Below are 16,471 nucleotides of genomic sequence, written 5' to 3'. Positions count from 1 at the left end.
TCAATCAGGGTCTCATGTTAGTGCCGGAAGATCGATTTCTCTACTATTTCTACAATATCTAACGTTTGAATATTGTCCTCTACTTCAGCTGCTTTTGTGCCATCACTTAACATCGTTAAGCAATATGGACATCCACTACCAATTACGCTTGGACTGACAGCCAATGCCTGCTGAGTTCGCACTACATTTACGCGTTGACCTGTATCTTCTTCCATCCACATCATGCCACCACCTGCACCACAGCACATTCCTTTTTCACGGTTGCGTTCCATTTCGACAACTTGTACACCCGGAATCGCTTTCAATATTTCCCGAGGTGGGTCGTAAACATCGTTGTAACGCCCTAAATAACAGGAATCATGGTACACAATTGTTTCATTCACTTCATACTTCGGAGTAATTTTTCCTTCCTGGATGAGTTCAAATATTAACTCTGTATGATGGTAGACTTCTACGCCTTCCAAGCCGAACTCAGGATACTCATTTTTGAATGTGTTGTAAGCATGTGGATCAATGGTGACGATTTTTTTGACATCATGTTTCTGGAACGTTTCGATGTTTGCGTTTGCTAGTTCTTGGAACAAAAATTCATTTCCAATACGACGAGGTGTATCACCGGAATTTTTTTCTTTATTACCAAGAATGGCAAATTTGACTCCTGCTTCATTTAAGACTTTTGCGAATGATTGGGCAATTTTTTGACTCCGATTATCGTAGGAACCCATAGAACCGACAAAGAATAAGTAGTCAAACTCTTCCCCTTTTTTCTCAAGCTCTTTGACTGTCGGCACTTCAATATCCTCGCGTGCGTCACGCCAATTTTCACGCTCTTTGCGATTGATGCCCCATGGGTTTCCTTGACGTTCAATGTTTGTCATGGCACGTCCAGCATCTTTATCCATCTTGCCTTCTGTTAACACGAGATAACGACGTAAATCAATTATTTTATCTACATGCTCGTTCATCACAGGACATTGATCTTCACAGTTACGACAGGTTGTACAAGCCCATATTTCCTCTTCCGTGATCACATCACCTATTAAGCTAACATCATATCCTGCAGCTACTTCTGCTGCTCCCTGTAATGCAAGCTTATTTTCCTTCGTACCGTTAAAAGCGAACTTTGGGAGCCATGGTGATTTTGACGTAACAGCTGCCCCTTTTTCGGTTAAATGATCACGCATTTTTAAAATCAGATCCATTGGTGAAAGCATCTTACCTGTCCCCGAAGCTGGACACATATTGGTACATCGACCACATTCCACACAGGAATAAAGATCTAATAGTTGCTTTCGGTTAAAATCTTCAATTTTGTTGACACCAAATACTTCCTGGGTTTCATCATCAAAATTAATCGTCGATAATTGACCAACTTTATGTGTGCGTCCAAGAAAAACGTTTGCGGGCCCAGCAATTAAATGGGCATGTTTTGACTGTGGTACATACACTAGAAATGTTAATAAGAAAAGTAAATGAAGCCACCAAAAGACAAAGAATAATATGCCAGCCACTGTTGGTTCAAGCGAGCTAATGGCAAAAGCAATACCTGATGCTACCAGCTCAAATCCAGTTAATGGTTTTCCGAGCCAAATGATCTCCATCCCTTTTGCAATCGTCTTTGAGATCATTAATCCACCGATAAAAATAAGAACAAGCCCTGACTTCCAGCCGCGTTTAAGGCGGACAAGTTTCTCAATATAGCGACGATGGAATGCCCATACAACTGCGATGATAATCATAGCGACAACGATTTCTTCGAACAATGCAAAGTATGGGTACACCGCACCGAGTGGTAAATGCGTACCCGGTGCTAGCCCTTTCCAAATTAAATCGATTGCTCCAAATTGGACAAGCAAAAAGCCGTAGAAAAACATCACATGAATAATCCCGCTTTTCTTATCTTTCATTAACTTCTTCTGTCCAAAGACATTGACCCATACAGCATTCCATCGTTCTTTCAACGAATGGTTAAACTCAGCTTTTTTACCAAGCTTAATATACTCATAACGCGTTATTACAAGGGAGGCGAATAAATAGAGTGCATACCCTACAATGAGAAGAAAAGCAATTAAGTTGATGATCATGTACATCGGCATTTAACCACTCCCAATTCTATCAATCTATTATCTATAGGTTATGTTTATATTTAGGAAATTATAAAATTCTTGTACTGTGGCTAAGCACACGACATCTAGCTCCAGCACCTAGCCCCTTGGGGTCATGCGCGTCTTATGCCATGCCTGAGGCTGATCAAGGCGCTTTCGCTTTTGTTCGTATCTCAGACATTTACTTTTACATTAAGAGCACTTTTTAACTCTTCTGTTAAGATTGGAACCACTTCAAATAAATCTCCAACAATTCCATAGTCTGCTACTTCAAAAATAGGTGCTTCTGGATCTTTATTAATGGCGACGATGACTTTTGAGTTTGACATCCCCGCTAAATGCTGAATGGCACCAGAGATTCCAATCGCAAAGTACAAATCAGGTGTAACCACTTTTCCTGTTTGTCCTATTTGTAAGGAATAATCACAATAGTCTGCGTCGCACGCACCACGTGATGCACCGATTGCGCCACCTAACACATCTGCCAAATCCTGCAATGACTTAAATCCTTCTTTGTTTTTCACACCTCGGCCGCCCGCGACAATGACTTTGGCCTCAGATAAATCAACGCCGCCTGTTGCTTTACGAACAACATCTTTAATCACTGTACGAAGATCTTTTAGTTCTACTGTAAGGTACGTAATTTCACCTGTTCTTGTTTCGTCCTTTTCAAGTGATGGAATATTGTTCGGCCGAATGGTTGCAAATACAATACCTTCTTTTACTTTCTTTTTCTCAAACGCCTTACCTGAGTAGATTGGTCGTGTAAACACGATTTCTTCTCCATCTTTTCCAATCGCAACAGCATCTGAAATTAAACCGGCATTTAGCTTCATCGCAAGACGTGGTGATACATCTTTCCCCAGTGCAGTATGACCTAGGATCAATCCATCTGGATTTTCAGATTCGATTACTTGAAGAAGTGCTTGTTGATAGGCATCTGTTGTATAACTCTTTAGGTCGGCATGATTCACCGCAACGACGCGATCAGCACCATAGTACAACAGACTATTGACTAAAGGATTGACATTTTCTCCAAGAAGAACCCCGACAACTTCTCCACCGTCTGCTACTGTTTTACCTGCTGCAATTGCTTCTAATGAAACATTACGTAATTCTCCGTCACGAACTTCGCCAACAATCAATACTTTTTTTGTCATGATAATCCCCCTTATTAAATAACTTTCGCTTCAGATTTTAAAAGTGATACTAATTCTTTTACTTGACTTGGAGCGTCTCCTTCAAGCACTTTTCCAGCTTGTTTGGCTGGCGGAAGAAATACTTCTATTGTCGCTGTCTTTGGTTCCACATCTTCCTCTTCTAAGTCAAGATCATCTAAATCTAACATTTCAAGAGGCTTTTTCTTTGCCTTCATAATTCCTGGAAGTGATGGGTAACGTGGCTCATTCAAGCCTTGTTGTGCCGTGACAAGAACTGGTAGTGATACTTCTACCGTTTCTTCGTCTCCTTCTACATCACGAACAATGGTTGCTTTCCCATCAGCAATCTCAAGATTTGTAATCGTTGTCACTTGTGGAATAGATAAAATTTGCGCAACACTTGGTCCTACTTGTCCTGAACCGCCGTCAACTGCAACATTCCCTCCAAGAATGATGTCATAATCCTGTTTTTGTAAATACGTTGCAAGAAGGGTAGCAACTGTAAACTGATCAAGCTCATCTAAGTCTTCGCTATCGATTAATACAGCTTTATCAGCTCCCATTGCAAGCGCAGTACGAAGTTCTTTTTCTGCTTCTTCGTCTCCAACTGTCACAACTGTTATTTCACCACCTTGATTTTCACGAAGAACAATGGCTTCTTCAATGGCGTATTCATCGTAAGGATTGATGATAAATTCAGCTCCACCTTCATCAATTTGTCCATTATTTATCGTAATTTTTTCCTCTGTATCAAAAGTTCGTTTCATAATGACGAAAATGTTCATATTTTTTCCTCCTGTTTATAAAAACGTAATCTACTAACCTGTCATTACTAGAAATAAAGGTTACCCTAACATACTATGGCCACCGTTTATCGAAATCACTTGCCCAGTAATCCAATCTGCTGAATTAGATAACAGAAATAAAACCATTCCCTTCACATCATCCGCTTTTCCGAGTCTTTTTAAAGGGTATTGCTTTATAAGCTTGTCAAGTGCTACGTCACTGAATCCTAAATCACCTTGGTCAATTAGTCCTAACGATACTGTGTTACATTGAACATTATTTCTACCAACTTCAATCGCCAATGACTTTAAAAAACTAATCGCTCCACTTCTAGCAGCGGCTGAAATAATTAAGTTTCGATCACCTGTTCTTGCTGAATCACCTACTATATTGATAAACTTACCTTGATTCTTGCTGATCATGTCTGGCATAAATGTATGAGCGAGATTTACTATCCCATAAAAACAAATGTCAACTTCCCTTTTCCATTCTTCTGGTTCATATTTAAAGAACGATTTCATCTGTGCCCAGCCAGCATTGTTTACAATAAAATCGATGCTACCTAATTCCTGATTGAGCGTTTCTTTCACCTGCTTGACATCTTTCAATCTTGCAATATCTCCTTTAACAAGGGTAACCTTCACACCATAATCACGAATTTCAGTTGCAGCTTCTAATGCCGCCGCTTCAGATTCACGGTAGTGCAAGCCAATATTTGCTCCTTCTGCAGCAGCAGCTAATGCTATTTTCCTCCCGATTCCTTTCGCGGCACCTGTAATGAGGATGTTTTTCCCCTTTAACCCGAAATCCATCTCGTTATCTCCTTAAAATCGTCTAATAATTTGGTTACTTTTGATGTAATTTGATTAAACGATTAGCTTCCTGTAAATGATGCCTCTCTCTTTTCAAGAAAAGCCTCTGTTCCTTCCTTCTTGTCACTCGTTCCATATAAAACAGCTTGTGCTAAGCTTTCAATCAGCAACCCAGTATCCATATCAACATCAAAGCCACGATTGACGACGAGCTTTGCCATTTGGACGGATAATGGTCCTTTTGCTAATATTTTTTCAGCCTTTTCTTGTACAGCAGTCCGTAAATTTTCTAATGGAACGACAGAAGTTACTAGACCGATTTCTTTCGCCTCCTGTGCTGTTACGAATTCTCCACTTAATATCATATTCATGGCTCTGCCTTTCCCGATGATTCGAGCTAAGCGCTGTGTACCACCAGCAGCGGGAATAACCGATAAATTTAATTCTGGGAGCCCAATTTTCACATTTTCAGCTGCCATCCGGATATCACACGACATAGCCAGCTCACACCCGCCTCCAAGGGCGAATCCATTGATGGCTGCAATGGTTGCTTTCTTGCTTTTTTCGATCGTGCGATATACTTCAGATATATTTTTAGCAGCTAATGCATCAAGCGAAATCCTACCTGTTAATTGATTAATATCCGCTCCTGCTGCAAATGATTTCTCTCCTGCACCTGTAAAGACAATGACGCCTATTTCTTGATCATTTTCTAATTCTGAAAATGCCGACAGGATTTCGGCAACAGTTAAATCATTTAACGCATTTAGCACTTCGGGACGATTGATGGTAATAAAACCAATTCGGTTCTCTTTTTCAAGTACAATATTTTGATAAGTCACTAATAACTCCCCCTTATTTAAAATTACGGTGTAGCTGAGCAGCGATTATATTCTTTTGAATTTCAGACGTTCCTTCGTAAATTCTTGTAATTCGGGCATCACGGTAAAATCTTTCGATTGGGTATTCAGATATATAACCAATTCCCCCATGAATTTGAACAGCTTTATCAGCTACGCGATTATACGTTTCAGATCCCAATAATTTCACCATTGCTGCTTCTTTAATCACTCTCATATTTTGATCGACCATCCATGCTACTCTGTATGTCATCGACCGCAATGCTTCTATTTCCATTGCCATTTCTGCCAAATAATGTTGAATAATTTGTTGTTCGAAAATTGGTTTTCCAAACTGGACTCTCATATGAGAAAATTCCAACGTCATTTCAAGTAATTTATCACTTGATCCTAAGTTCCGCGCAGCCATTCCTGCACGTCCATTTGCTAAAATCTTTAACGCGTTGACATAGCCCTGACCTTCTTCGCCTAAAACATTTTCAACTGGAACCTCACAATCTTCTAAAAATATTTCTGATGATTGTGACCCGTGAAGTCCCATCTTTTTTTCGATGCTTCCAATTTGGAACCCAGGGAAATCCTTTTCAACGATAAACGATGTAATCCCTTTTGCGCCTTTGGACGGGTCAGTCACCGCCATAACGGTGAAAATTTCGCCAATCGGTGCGTTCGTAATATAATGCTTACTTCCATTCAGAATATATTTATCGCCTTTTTTTACAGCCGTTGTTTTCAGATTCGTAGCATGTGAGCCTGCACTTGGTTCTGTTAAGGCAAATGCACCAATACGATCTCCGCTAGCCATGTCAGGCAAATATTTGCGCTTTTGTTCTTCATTTCCCATATCAACAATACCGACCCCACCAATACCGGTATGACCGCCAATGACTGTTGTATATCCATTATGTGTTCTTCCTAATTCTTCAAGAACAGCACATTTCCCCACCATATCGAGCCCCAGTCCGCCATATTCTTCTGGAATATGGAGACCAAATAATCCCATTTGCTTCGACTTTTCCATAATAGATGCTGGAATTTCATCACTTTCTTCAATCAGCATCGAATGTGGATCAACCTCATTGTCAATAAAGTTACGAATACCCTGTTTTAATAATTTTACATCCTCTGATAGTTCGAAATTCATATCGTCACGTCCTCTCGATTATAGTGATAAAATCCTTGCCCAGACTTCCTGCCCAAACGGCCAGCTTTCACGTATTTCACAAGCAGTGGTGATGGCCTATACTTCTCTCCTAAACTGTGATAAAGATACTCCATATTTCGAAGGCGGCTATCTAATCCAACAAGATCTGCCATTTCAAGAGGACCCATTGGATGATTTAATCCAAGCTTAATCGCTTTATCGATATCTTCAGCAGATGCAACACCTTCCATCAACATATTCATGGCTTCATTGCCAATGATGCAATTCATGCGACTTGTCACAAATCCAGGGAATTCATTCACTTCTACCGTTTCTTTTCTCATTTTTTCAGAAACGGTCTTGATTATTTCCACTGTCTCATCAGACGTATCAATTCCGCGAATGATTTCAATCAATTTCATCCGAGGTACTGGATTGAAAAAATGCATGGCAACAAATTGTTTCGGTCTTGTTGTTGCTGCGCCAATTTCAGTTGGACTCATCGTTGATGTATTGGTAGCCAAAATCGCATTTGGTGGTGCGATTTCATCGATTTGTTTGAAAAGATTTATTTTCAACTCCATTACTTCCAAAACAGCTTCAATTACTAGATCTGTGTGACGTACCGCATCCTCAAGATGAGTTGTATAGGTCAAATTTCGTTTTGCTAATTCGCCTTGTTCACCTTGAATATAGCCTTTTTCAACACTTTTCGTTATCAGCGAATCAATATAATCCATCGCTTTTGCAATTGCTGGAGCTGAAATATCCTGCAAGGTTACGTGGAACCCAGATAATGCAGCTGTGTAAGCAATGCCACGCCCCATTGTTCCGCTACCTATGATAGCAATATGGTTAACCAAGCTAATTCCCCCTTTTATACGTGACAGTTTTCAATAATGGTTGTAATTCCCTGTCCTCCGCCAATACATAGTGTAACTAATCCATACTTCTCACCTCTTCTTTCCATTTCATGAAGAAGCTTCGTCATTAGAATAGCTCCTGTGGCACCTAGCGGATGACCGAGAGCAATGGCACCACCATTGACATTTACCTTTGACATATCCAAATCTAGTTCTTTTTTGACTGCCAGCGCTTGTGCAGCAAACGCTTCGTTCAGTTCTATTAAGCCAATATCGGCTAAAGTTAACCCAGCTTGCTTCAATGCTTTTTGTGTCGCTGTAACTGGACCGATCCCCATGATATCAGGAGATACACCTGAAACTGCCTGAGCTATTATCTTTGCTTTTGGCGTCACACCATATTTATCAACTGCTTCTTCCGACATAAGCAATACAGCTGATGCACCATCATTTCGACCGCTACTATTACCAGCAGTCACCGTACCATTTTCTTTAAAAACAGCTTTTAATTGACTAAGCTTTTCTCGATTCGTCGCCCGGGGATGTTCATCCACTGCGAATACCTTCGTCGTTTTACGGTCCCGAACTTCATAAGGAAGAATTTCCTGTTCAAATCGACCAGCACTGATTGCCTGACTGGTTAAGTCCTGGCTCCTTAGAGCAAATTCATCCTGTTCTTCTCTTGAGATGTTATACTTTTCAGCCAAATTTTCCGCGGTTAAACCCATTGTAAGATTGCCATACTCCTCAAACGGTTGTGAACGAGATTGACTTTCCGTATTGGAATCAAGCAGCTGAGTATTCCCTGTTCCAACTCCATATCGTGCATTCCGAAGATAGAAGGGAGCCGTGCTCATCGATTCAGCCCCACCAGCAACTACGATATCCCCTAAACCGCATGCGATTTGTTGTACAGCATTGTTAATCGCCTGCAAAGAAGATCCACATTGCCTATGTACTGTGTATCCAGGAATCTCAACTGGAAGTCCTGCGCGCAGTGCTGCTAAACGACCAAGATTGGGAGCATCTGCACTTTGTTTAACATGACCGAAAATCACTTCATCAATCTCGTCCTTATTGATATAAGATTGATCAACTACTGCTTGAATAACCTTTGCTGCTAGGAAATCTACTGGCACATCCTTTAACGTACCACCCATTTTCCCAATCGCTGTTCTGACTGAATCGACTATATATACTGGATTCATGATCTGCCTCCTTAAAGAAAAGTCATTTATCCTGGTATTGCCCCAATAAGCATAAATAGTATTGAAAATTCGTTCGTGTCAATTGCCTAATGAGGCTTTCTATTAATACCAGGCATGGTTGAAATGTTACTCGTACTTAAGAACGATTAGCACATCGCTAAGCCACCGTTAACGGAGAGAGTTTGTCCTGTAATATACTCTGCTTCGTCTGAAGCGAAAAACGCTACAGCATTTGCGAGGTCGCTCGGTTCTGCCAAACGTCTGAATGGAATGGCTTTTTCTAACGCTGAAACAATGCCCTCATTATATGAGCCAATTTCCTGAATCAATGGTGTATTACTTGGGCCTGGTGAAATACAATTGACATTTAATTTGTATCTCGCCATTTCTCTAGCTAACGTTTTTGTTAACGCAATCACGCCGCCTTTTGCGGCTGAATATACACCTTCACCACTTGAACCGACTCTTCCTGAATCTGATGCGATATTCACAACTTTCCCATAGCCATTTTCGATCATAATCGGCAATATTTCTTTACACGTATGAATTTGACCCATCAAATTAATGTCAATAATTGTTTTCCATGTACTTGGTTCGCTTTTTAAGAAAGGTTCAATCTTATCCCATCCTGCGTTATTTACTAAAATATCAATTTGTCCAAAATGATCAATTGATGTTTTGACTGCTTCCTGTACGCTTTCTATCTTCGTGACATCGCAATAAACAGCAAGTGCTTCTGCCCCTTGGCTTTCTAAAATAGAAACCGTTTCTTGAGCGTTTTCAATATTGATATCTGTTACGATGATTTTATTGGACTTTGAAGCTAATGTTTTCGCAATCTCTCTTCCAATCCCTCTTCCAGCTCCGGTAATAAATGCTACTCGTTGACTCATCATTTCCCCTCCTGATTTAGTTGAATTTGACTCCTAATCTGTCGCTATCTTGCTTAGACCTTTTCTTTTAACTTCTCGTCTATCATTTTTCGGAGAAGGAATTTTTGAATTTTCCCACTCATTGTACGCGGGAAATCCTCGAAAATTTCGAGATGTTCTGGCCAGTATTGTTTTGCGATCCCTTTTTCAGCAAGGAATTCCTTCATAGCTTCCATTGTCAATGGCGTTTTCCCTGGTTTCATGGTGATGCATGCACACGCTTTTTCCTGAAGACGTGGATCCGGAACGGCGACAATTTGGACATCAGCTATATCTGGATGCTCATACAGGACATTTTCGACGTACATGACCGGAATATTTTCCCCACCGCGGATGATGATATCTTTATTTCGTCCACAAATTCGGATATAGCCATCTTCATCCATTGTTGCGCGGTCACCTGTTATAAACCAACCATCATGATATTCCGAAAGTGTTTCCTGCAATCGTTTTAAGTAGCCTACAAACAAGGAAGGACCTCTAGCAAGCAAATCGCCTTCTTCATGTGGTTCACATATTTTCCCTTCACTATCAACTACTTTTAATTCCATACTTGGAAAAGGAATACCATCCGTTTCAATCAGCTTTTCTTCTGGATCTTCAAGTCTTGTCAAAGTGACCAAGCCGTCTTCAGTTTGTCCCCAGCCAGACAAAATTTTAAATGACGTTTTTTCGGTCGCTTCTTTGACCAAATTTCGCGGAATCGGTGCTCCTAACGCAACAAAGATGCGAAGTGAATCAATCTTGTATTGATCAAGATTTTTGAGTTGAATTGTGTCTTGCAGGAATGGTGTCGCACCAGCTGTAAATGTAATCTTCTCCTTTTCTATCAAATCAAGAAATTCACTCGGATTCCAAATATCCTGGTAAATCCCTGTGCCACCAATATGTGTTGGTAACCGCACACCATAGCCAAATCCAGTTTGATGAGCAAATGTAGACGCCATGAACATGACATCATCAGATGATAAGCGTAGGCGGTCAATCCAATAATTCGTGGAAACACAGAGCGTATTATGTGTATGCATCACTCCCTTTGGATTTCCAGTCGTTCCAGAGGTAAAAATGATTTCCGTCACGTCATTCGGATCATGGGTGATTTTGTCAAGAATAGCTGGATCTTTTCTCTCTTCCCACGGTTGATCAATTAAATTAGAAAACGGTTTCATTTTGTTTGGTACTTTATCCCCAACGACATATACGTGTTCCATACTTGGCCACTGATGGATGAGCCTCTCGACCATCGCCGGGTAATCAAACCCACGAAATCCATCTGGAACAACGATCATTTTCGACTCTGCCATGCCAACCGTGTAGCCAATTTCCCGGTCACGGTAAATCGGAATGAGAGGATTGCTAATGGCACCAATTTTTGTCACTGCATAATGAAGAATAATGAATTCGTTCCAATTAGGCAGTTGGAAGGAGATGACATCGCCTTTTTCTATACCGATTTCAAGCAAACCTAATGCAACTCGATCAACAAGTTTACCAAGCTCCCTATACGTATAGCGGCTCTTTTTATCAATGATGGCAATCTTTTCTGGGTGTTTTTCGATTGCATCATTTAAATAATCGATAATCGTTCGATTTGGCCAAATAGATTGATATTTTTCGATATACCCCTCATTCAAAATCGTTTCCAAATTCACAGCATCGAGCCTCCTCATTACTTTCGGAACTTTTTAAAATCTACTGGTCTTTTTTCAAGAAAAGCATTTTTTCCTTCTTCTGATTCTGCTGTGTTATAAAACATTGCTAAGCTACCCATCGATAACTGTGAAATCCCTTGGATGTTTGCACTATCCGCATTAAATGAGTATTTAAGCATTTTAAGTGCAGTCGGACTTTTTTCAAGAATTTTTTCAGCCCACTCTTCTGCTGCTTGTTGCAATTGTTCAGCTGGAACGATTTTATTGACTAGACCCATTTCTTTTGCTTCTTGTGCTGTATATTGTTCGCACAAATACCAGATCTCCCTTGCTTTCTTTTCTCCAACAAGCCTTGCTAAATAGGCAGAACCAAACCCAGCATCATAGCTGCCTACTTTCGGTCCACTTTGTCCAAACTTTGCTGATTCTGCAGCAATTGTCAAATCACAAATTACATGTAGGACATGTCCACCGCCAATCGCAAATCCATTAACAGCAGCAATGACTGGCTTTGGTATGTTGCGAATTGTTTGATGTAATGTTTCAAGTTCTAAGCCCATTCCACCACCTAAGCCTCCAGAATAATCGTATCCACCTTCATCTCCTTTTTCTTTTTGATCCCCACCGACACAAAATGCCTTTTCTCCTGCTCCGGTTAAGATAACCACACCAATTCTGTTATCATCCCATGCATCACGGAACGACCAAATTAACTCTTGAATCGTTCTGCCCCGAAATGCATTGTAAACGTTCGGTCGATTGATCGTAATCTTTGCGATCCCATTTGTTTTTTCATAGAGAATATCTGTCAATTCTCCAATTCCATCTGTTTGCTTAGGTATAGTATCTGTTCGTTCCATTTTGAGTCCCTCCATTATGAAAGTAGTTTAAGAATAATTTTCCCTTTAATAACCTCATCGCCTTGTTCGTTGATACAGCGAACCTTTTCCGTGATCCAATTTTGATTATGATTAACGTCAATGATTTCAATTTCTGCCGTAATCGTATGACCAATTTGAACTGGCTCGATAAACAACAATTCCTTTTCCTTTAGGACACAAGGTGAGCACGAATGCATTTTGCTGATTGCCTCTGTTATGAGTCCTTCACCTAAAGTCCCGGGAACGAGAGAAGTGTTTAGTAAATCTGGGTGTTGATGGACAGCATTTACATCTAGTGTTAATAAGCTCCATTGATTTACTTCAGCCTTAGTAAATTCCCTTTTTAGTCTTTCCATTTGACCGATAGAATAGCAATCTACTGTTTTTATTAAAATGGAATCCCCTAGATTAATAGGATCGGAATTCTTTTCCAATGATATCTTTTGCAATGACCATTTGATTTGCTTGTGCTGTTCCATCACCAATTTCTAAGCCAATAACATCACGTAAGCGTTGCTCATGTGGCATCTCTTTCGTATAAGCATAATGACCATTTAACAATAAACATTCATGAATCGCTTCCGCACTATATTTTGGACCTAACCATTTGACAGATGCTGATTCCTTTGAGTGATTTAATCCTTGATCACGAAGCCAGAGACCCCGATATGCCTGCCACTTTATAAGTTCTAATTGGGTAAAGTGGGTAACGATAGGAAATGATACTCCTTGATAGGTTGCTAAAGGTTTGCCAAAAGAGTGTCTCATTTTCACGTGTTCGATCGTCTCGTCCAAACTTTGGGTTGCAGCACCCACACATTGCAATCCGATTAACAACCGACTTAGATCAAATCCATTCATCACTTGAGAAAAACCTTTATTTTCCATGCCGATTAAGTATTCTTCGGGAACTTCAACATCATTTAAATAAATAGATCCCCTGCCAATTGGAATATTCCCCATATCCTCATATGCTTTACATTCAACACCAGGAAGATCTGCTGGAATGATAAATGCACTAATTCCTCTATTCCCTAGTTCAGGATTTGTTTTTGCAAAGGTAAGAAATGCATCACCGACAGTAGCTACGCTAATGCCAGATTTTTCTCCATTAAGCACATACACGCCGTCTTTATGTACTGCTGTTGTCTTAATTCCTCCAGCATCTGTACCTGCAGATGGTTCAGTAATCGCAATACCGACAATTTTTTCGCCACTCGCAATTTTTGGAAGCCATTCTTGTTTTAATTCTTCTTTTGCATGATTATTAATGATTTCTCCAATTAGTGCATTCAGCATGACAGCATAGGTAAGATTGAAATCACCTCGACCTATTTCTTCAGCAGCAATCCCCGTCGTTACACAATCAGCTCCACTGCCACCATACTCTTCTGGGATCCTTAGACCATTCACTCCTAATTCCCCAAGTTTTTTCCACAAATGCCTTGGCGTTATTCCCTCTCGATCCCATTTCATATAATTCGGAAGCAGTTCTTCTCTTGCAAAATCGCTTAACATTTTTCTGAAATACTCTTGTTCTTCTGTAAAAGAAAAGTTTACCAATTCATTTTCCTCCTTTCGTTTATACTAAATATATAAGCAATTATCGTGCCAACATGTTTTTATTGAATTCATCGCATTTCCTTGTCGGATATTTTCGCAATAAGGATAATTTTCGCAATGTTGCGAAACATTTTTGCGAATATTGTGATTGTTTTGTGTTTTTATCTTCTAATAATGTGAGATTTCGACATTTGGCGGATTATTGCCATTACATGTGAGATGAACATTACTTCTATTCAATTGTTAAACAGTGTAACAAGGAACGAAAAAAAAGCTGATTCATAGGGGGAACCCATTCCCTGTAGAATCAACTTCTCTAAACGATGGTGATTATTTTAAATTGTATTTTGCAATTTTTCTATATAAGCTGGCAATGTGTATTTTCAGTTTTTGTGCAGCTAAAGTACGATCACCATTTGATGCTTCTAAAGCTCGCTTAATCGTATTCATTTCTGCACGTTGCACTTCTTCCTCTAAACTTTCCAGTACTGTGGATTCTTGCTTATTTTCTTGTTTTGTAGCGGCAGTAGTTTTTTTCGATGCAACATATAAATCACTCAATGTGAGTGTCTCCCCCATAACCAAATGCATTCCACGTTCAATATAGGCTTTTAATTCACGTACATTGCCGGGCCATGCATAGATTAATAATCGTTCTGTAAGCTCCTCATCAATATACTTTACACCTTCTCCTGGCTTTCCAAACTTTTCATTATAGTAATCAATAAATGAATGGGCTAATAAGAGAATATCCTCTTCCCTTTTTCGAAGCGGCGGGATTGATAATTCAAACACAAAGAGGCGAAAAAATAAATCCTGCCTAAATTTCCCTTCTTCAACAAGGATTCGCAAATCCCGATTGGTAGCAGTAATAATTCGAATATCAACATCTTTACTGCCTGTTCCTCCTAGCCTTTCAACTTCTCTTTCCTGAAGCACACGCAACAACTTCCCTTGCATTTGATATGGAAGTTCCGATATTTCATCAAGAAAAAGCGTACCATTCTGTGCTAATTCTATTTTTCCAGGCTTACCTTCTCTTTTTGCTCCACTAAATGCACCTGCTTCATATCCAAAAAGCTCAGATTCAAATAATTCATCAGGGATAGCAGCACAATTGACAGCAACAAAAGGGTTATTTTTTCTTGTGCTTAATCCATGAATAGCTTGAGCGAACAGTTCCTTCCCTGTACCACTTTCCCCAGTTAATAGCACTGTTGAATTACTTGTTGCAATCCTAGCTGCTAGTTCTTTTACCTTCTTCATCGCACTGCTCTCACCAATAATCTCGTCAAAGCTATAGCGATTCTGTCCAGACTCCCTTTTCTTTTCCTTATCTGGATTTAGGGAATTCATAAATGAAACGACTTCAAACGAATCAATATCTTCTTGTCGTACAAGGATTCGATATGTTTTATGACTGTTCGTGTGTGACACTCTTATTAAACAAGAATGGCCAAAGATAATCCCATAAAATACTTTATTTCGATTTTTGTTACTTGCTCTTTGGATAATTCGATCAATTGATATACCTATTAAATTTTCCCTTTTCACCCCAAAGTTTTCACAAAGGTCCGCACTAGCATCCACTAGTTTTCCATGCTCATCAACGATAATTGTTCCCCAGTCTTGAGTTATCTCCATTTTGCCACCTAAAGCCTTCGATTATTTAAAAGTAAAATGACAACTTGACCTTTGATTACCTCAATTCCAGTCTGATTGAAGCACGTGACTTTTTGAGTTACCCAGTTTCTCTCTATATTTATATCAATAATTTCTAACTCGGCGGTTATCACATCACCAACATACACAGGATGATAAAAAATTAATTCTTTTTGTAGCAAAATACACGCACTTCCAGGAAGTTTATCGCTGATCACTTGAGTAATTAACCCTTCAGTCAACAAGCCTGGAACAATCGGTCTGCTATAATAAGTTTTCCAACTATCATTATTTTGTCCGTAAACTAGGCTTTGATCTTTCGTTAATTCAATACATGACTTTACCTCATCATCTGTAAATGATCGCTGTAACCGCTCTATTTGCCCTGCATACAACTCCGTGATTAAGTAGCTCATGGTATCCCCCATTAAATTTCTATTAGAATATTCTTATTATTCAGTATATATCTTTATAATAGAAATGAAAAGGAATCAGTCATAGTAACCCTTTAATGTAGCATATCTTATTGGTTTGACTTTTTGCTAGGCTATGTTCTAAAAGACTGTTGTTACCTTATTAATAGATGAGGACCCTTTTGAAGTCCTCTTTTGTCTATATTTCTACGCTAACTCCTCCGTTCGATTAATAAGAAAATCATAAATTTTAAAAATAATTGATTATATTTTTATATCCTAATAGTATTCGAAATGTAGTAAATATTAGAGTTAGTCTTAAAAGTGGACACGTCGAAATGAGAATAAAGATATAATATAGATAATTTAATTAAAGGACGTGTTCAAATGGGGAAGCACCATACTCGAGAGTATAAAGAATATGTATCAA

At 39.4% G+C, this 16,471-nt stretch carries 15 protein-coding genes; all 15 read right to left on the bottom strand.

What is annotated here, in order from left to right:
• Nucleotides 1-17 precede the first annotated feature (17 nt).
• The 15 genes from K9V48_RS06690 to K9V48_RS06620 all read right to left on the bottom strand — a co-directional run bounded on the left by K9V48_RS06690 (nt 18) and on the right by K9V48_RS06620 (nt 16,044).
• Complete coding sequence (locus K9V48_RS06690; RefSeq protein WP_224137941.1) at nt 18-2,096, bottom strand: (Fe-S)-binding protein; 2,079 nt, start codon at nt 2,094-2,096, stop codon at nt 18-20.
• A gap of 182 nt (nt 2,097-2,278) precedes the next feature.
• Nucleotides 2,279-3,265 carry an electron transfer flavoprotein subunit alpha/FixB family protein gene (locus K9V48_RS06685; RefSeq protein WP_224137940.1) on the bottom strand — a complete coding sequence of 329 codons (987 nt, stop codon included), beginning with the start codon at nt 3,263-3,265 and terminating at the stop codon, nt 2,279-2,281.
• A 14-nt stretch (nt 3,266-3,279) separates the two neighbouring features.
• Complete coding sequence (locus K9V48_RS06680) at nt 3,280-4,050, bottom strand: electron transfer flavoprotein subunit beta/FixA family protein (protein WP_224137939.1); 771 nt, start codon at nt 4,048-4,050, stop codon at nt 3,280-3,282.
• A gap of 60 nt (nt 4,051-4,110) precedes the next feature.
• Complete coding sequence (locus K9V48_RS06675; RefSeq protein ID WP_224137938.1) at nt 4,111-4,863, bottom strand: SDR family NAD(P)-dependent oxidoreductase; 753 nt, start codon at nt 4,861-4,863, stop codon at nt 4,111-4,113.
• 62 nt (nt 4,864-4,925) lie between these two features.
• Nucleotides 4,926-5,705 (bottom strand): enoyl-CoA hydratase/isomerase family protein, encoded by a 780-nt coding sequence (locus tag K9V48_RS06670; RefSeq protein WP_224137937.1) that lies wholly within the window; start codon nt 5,703-5,705, stop codon nt 4,926-4,928.
• A gap of 13 nt (nt 5,706-5,718) precedes the next feature.
• Nucleotides 5,719-6,867, bottom strand: a complete 1,149-nt coding sequence (locus K9V48_RS06665; protein WP_224137936.1) for an acyl-CoA dehydrogenase family protein — start codon at nt 6,865-6,867, stop codon at nt 5,719-5,721.
• A complete protein-coding gene (locus K9V48_RS06660; RefSeq protein WP_438803872.1) occupies nt 6,864-7,694 on the bottom strand; it encodes a 3-hydroxyacyl-CoA dehydrogenase NAD-binding domain-containing protein in 831 nt (276 codons plus the stop codon). Before K9V48_RS06660 ends, K9V48_RS06665 begins: the two co-directional genes overlap by 4 nt.
• Before the next feature lie 50 nt (nt 7,695-7,744).
• Nucleotides 7,745-8,938, bottom strand: a complete 1,194-nt coding sequence (locus tag K9V48_RS06655; protein WP_224137934.1) for a thiolase family protein — start codon at nt 8,936-8,938, stop codon at nt 7,745-7,747.
• 146 nt (nt 8,939-9,084) lie between these two features.
• On the bottom strand, nt 9,085-9,831 hold the full coding sequence (locus K9V48_RS06650; RefSeq protein WP_224137933.1) for an SDR family NAD(P)-dependent oxidoreductase: 747 nt from the start codon (nt 9,829-9,831) through the stop codon (nt 9,085-9,087).
• A gap of 53 nt (nt 9,832-9,884) precedes the next feature.
• Nucleotides 9,885-11,522, bottom strand: coding sequence for an AMP-binding protein (locus tag K9V48_RS06645; RefSeq protein ID WP_224137932.1), 1,638 nt, complete (start codon nt 11,520-11,522; stop codon nt 9,885-9,887).
• A 17-nt stretch (nt 11,523-11,539) separates the two neighbouring features.
• Nucleotides 11,540-12,382, bottom strand: coding sequence for a 1,4-dihydroxy-2-naphthoyl-CoA synthase (gene menB / locus K9V48_RS06640; RefSeq protein ID WP_224137931.1), 843 nt, complete (start codon nt 12,380-12,382; stop codon nt 11,540-11,542).
• A 14-nt stretch (nt 12,383-12,396) separates the two neighbouring features.
• Nucleotides 12,397-12,837, bottom strand: a complete 441-nt coding sequence (locus K9V48_RS06635) for a MaoC/PaaZ C-terminal domain-containing protein (protein ID WP_224137930.1) — start codon at nt 12,835-12,837, stop codon at nt 12,397-12,399.
• The gene (locus K9V48_RS06630; RefSeq protein WP_224137929.1) at nt 12,812-13,966 is read right to left on the bottom strand and encodes an acyl-CoA dehydrogenase family protein; all 1,155 of its coding nucleotides are present in this window, start codon (nt 13,964-13,966) and stop codon (nt 12,812-12,814) included. The genes K9V48_RS06635 and K9V48_RS06630 overlap by 26 nt, the downstream gene beginning before the upstream one ends.
• A gap of 330 nt (nt 13,967-14,296) precedes the next feature.
• A complete protein-coding gene (locus tag K9V48_RS06625) occupies nt 14,297-15,610 on the bottom strand; it encodes a sigma-54 interaction domain-containing protein (RefSeq protein ID WP_224137928.1) in 1,314 nt (437 codons plus the stop codon).
• 8 nt (nt 15,611-15,618) lie between these two features.
• Nucleotides 15,619-16,044, bottom strand: a complete 426-nt coding sequence (locus tag K9V48_RS06620; protein WP_224137927.1) for a hotdog family protein — start codon at nt 16,042-16,044, stop codon at nt 15,619-15,621.
• Between the last annotated feature and the right edge of the window lie 427 nt (nt 16,045-16,471).

It is taken from the genome of Metabacillus rhizolycopersici, from assembly GCF_020075705.1.
This window is presented reverse-complemented; position numbering and strand designations above follow the sequence as displayed.

What these genes read in the sequence shown, in the direction of transcription:
- K9V48_RS06650 (WP_224137933.1), bottom strand. Translation starts at nt 9,831, where the DNA reads ATGAGTCAACGAGTAGCATTTATTACCGGAGCTGGAAGAGGGATTGGA.
- K9V48_RS06665 (WP_224137936.1), bottom strand. Translation starts at nt 6,867, where the DNA reads ATGAATTTCGAACTATCAGAGGATGTAAAATTATTAAAACAGGGTATT.
- K9V48_RS06620 (WP_224137927.1), bottom strand. Translation starts at nt 16,044, where the DNA reads ATGAGCTACTTAATCACGGAGTTGTATGCAGGGCAAATAGAGCGGTTA.
- K9V48_RS06685 (WP_224137940.1), bottom strand. Translation starts at nt 3,265, where the DNA reads ATGACAAAAAAAGTATTGATTGTTGGCGAAGTTCGTGACGGAGAATTA.
- K9V48_RS06675 (WP_224137938.1), bottom strand. Translation starts at nt 4,863, where the DNA reads ATGGATTTCGGGTTAAAGGGGAAAAACATCCTCATTACAGGTGCCGCG.
- K9V48_RS06680 (WP_224137939.1), bottom strand. Translation starts at nt 4,050, where the DNA reads ATGAACATTTTCGTCATTATGAAACGAACTTTTGATACAGAGGAAAAA.
- menB (WP_224137931.1), bottom strand. Translation starts at nt 12,382, where the DNA reads ATGGAACGAACAGATACTATACCTAAGCAAACAGATGGAATTGGAGAA.
- K9V48_RS06655 (WP_224137934.1), bottom strand. Translation starts at nt 8,938, where the DNA reads ATGAATCCAGTATATATAGTCGATTCAGTCAGAACAGCGATTGGGAAA.
- K9V48_RS06660 (WP_438803872.1), bottom strand. Translation starts at nt 7,694, where the DNA reads ATGGGGCGTGGCATTGCTTACACAGCTGCATTATCTGGGTTCCACGTA.
- K9V48_RS06625 (WP_224137928.1), bottom strand. Translation starts at nt 15,610, where the DNA reads ATGGAGATAACTCAAGACTGGGGAACAATTATCGTTGATGAGCATGGA.
- K9V48_RS06690 (WP_224137941.1), bottom strand. Translation starts at nt 2,096, where the DNA reads ATGCCGATGTACATGATCATCAACTTAATTGCTTTTCTTCTCATTGTA.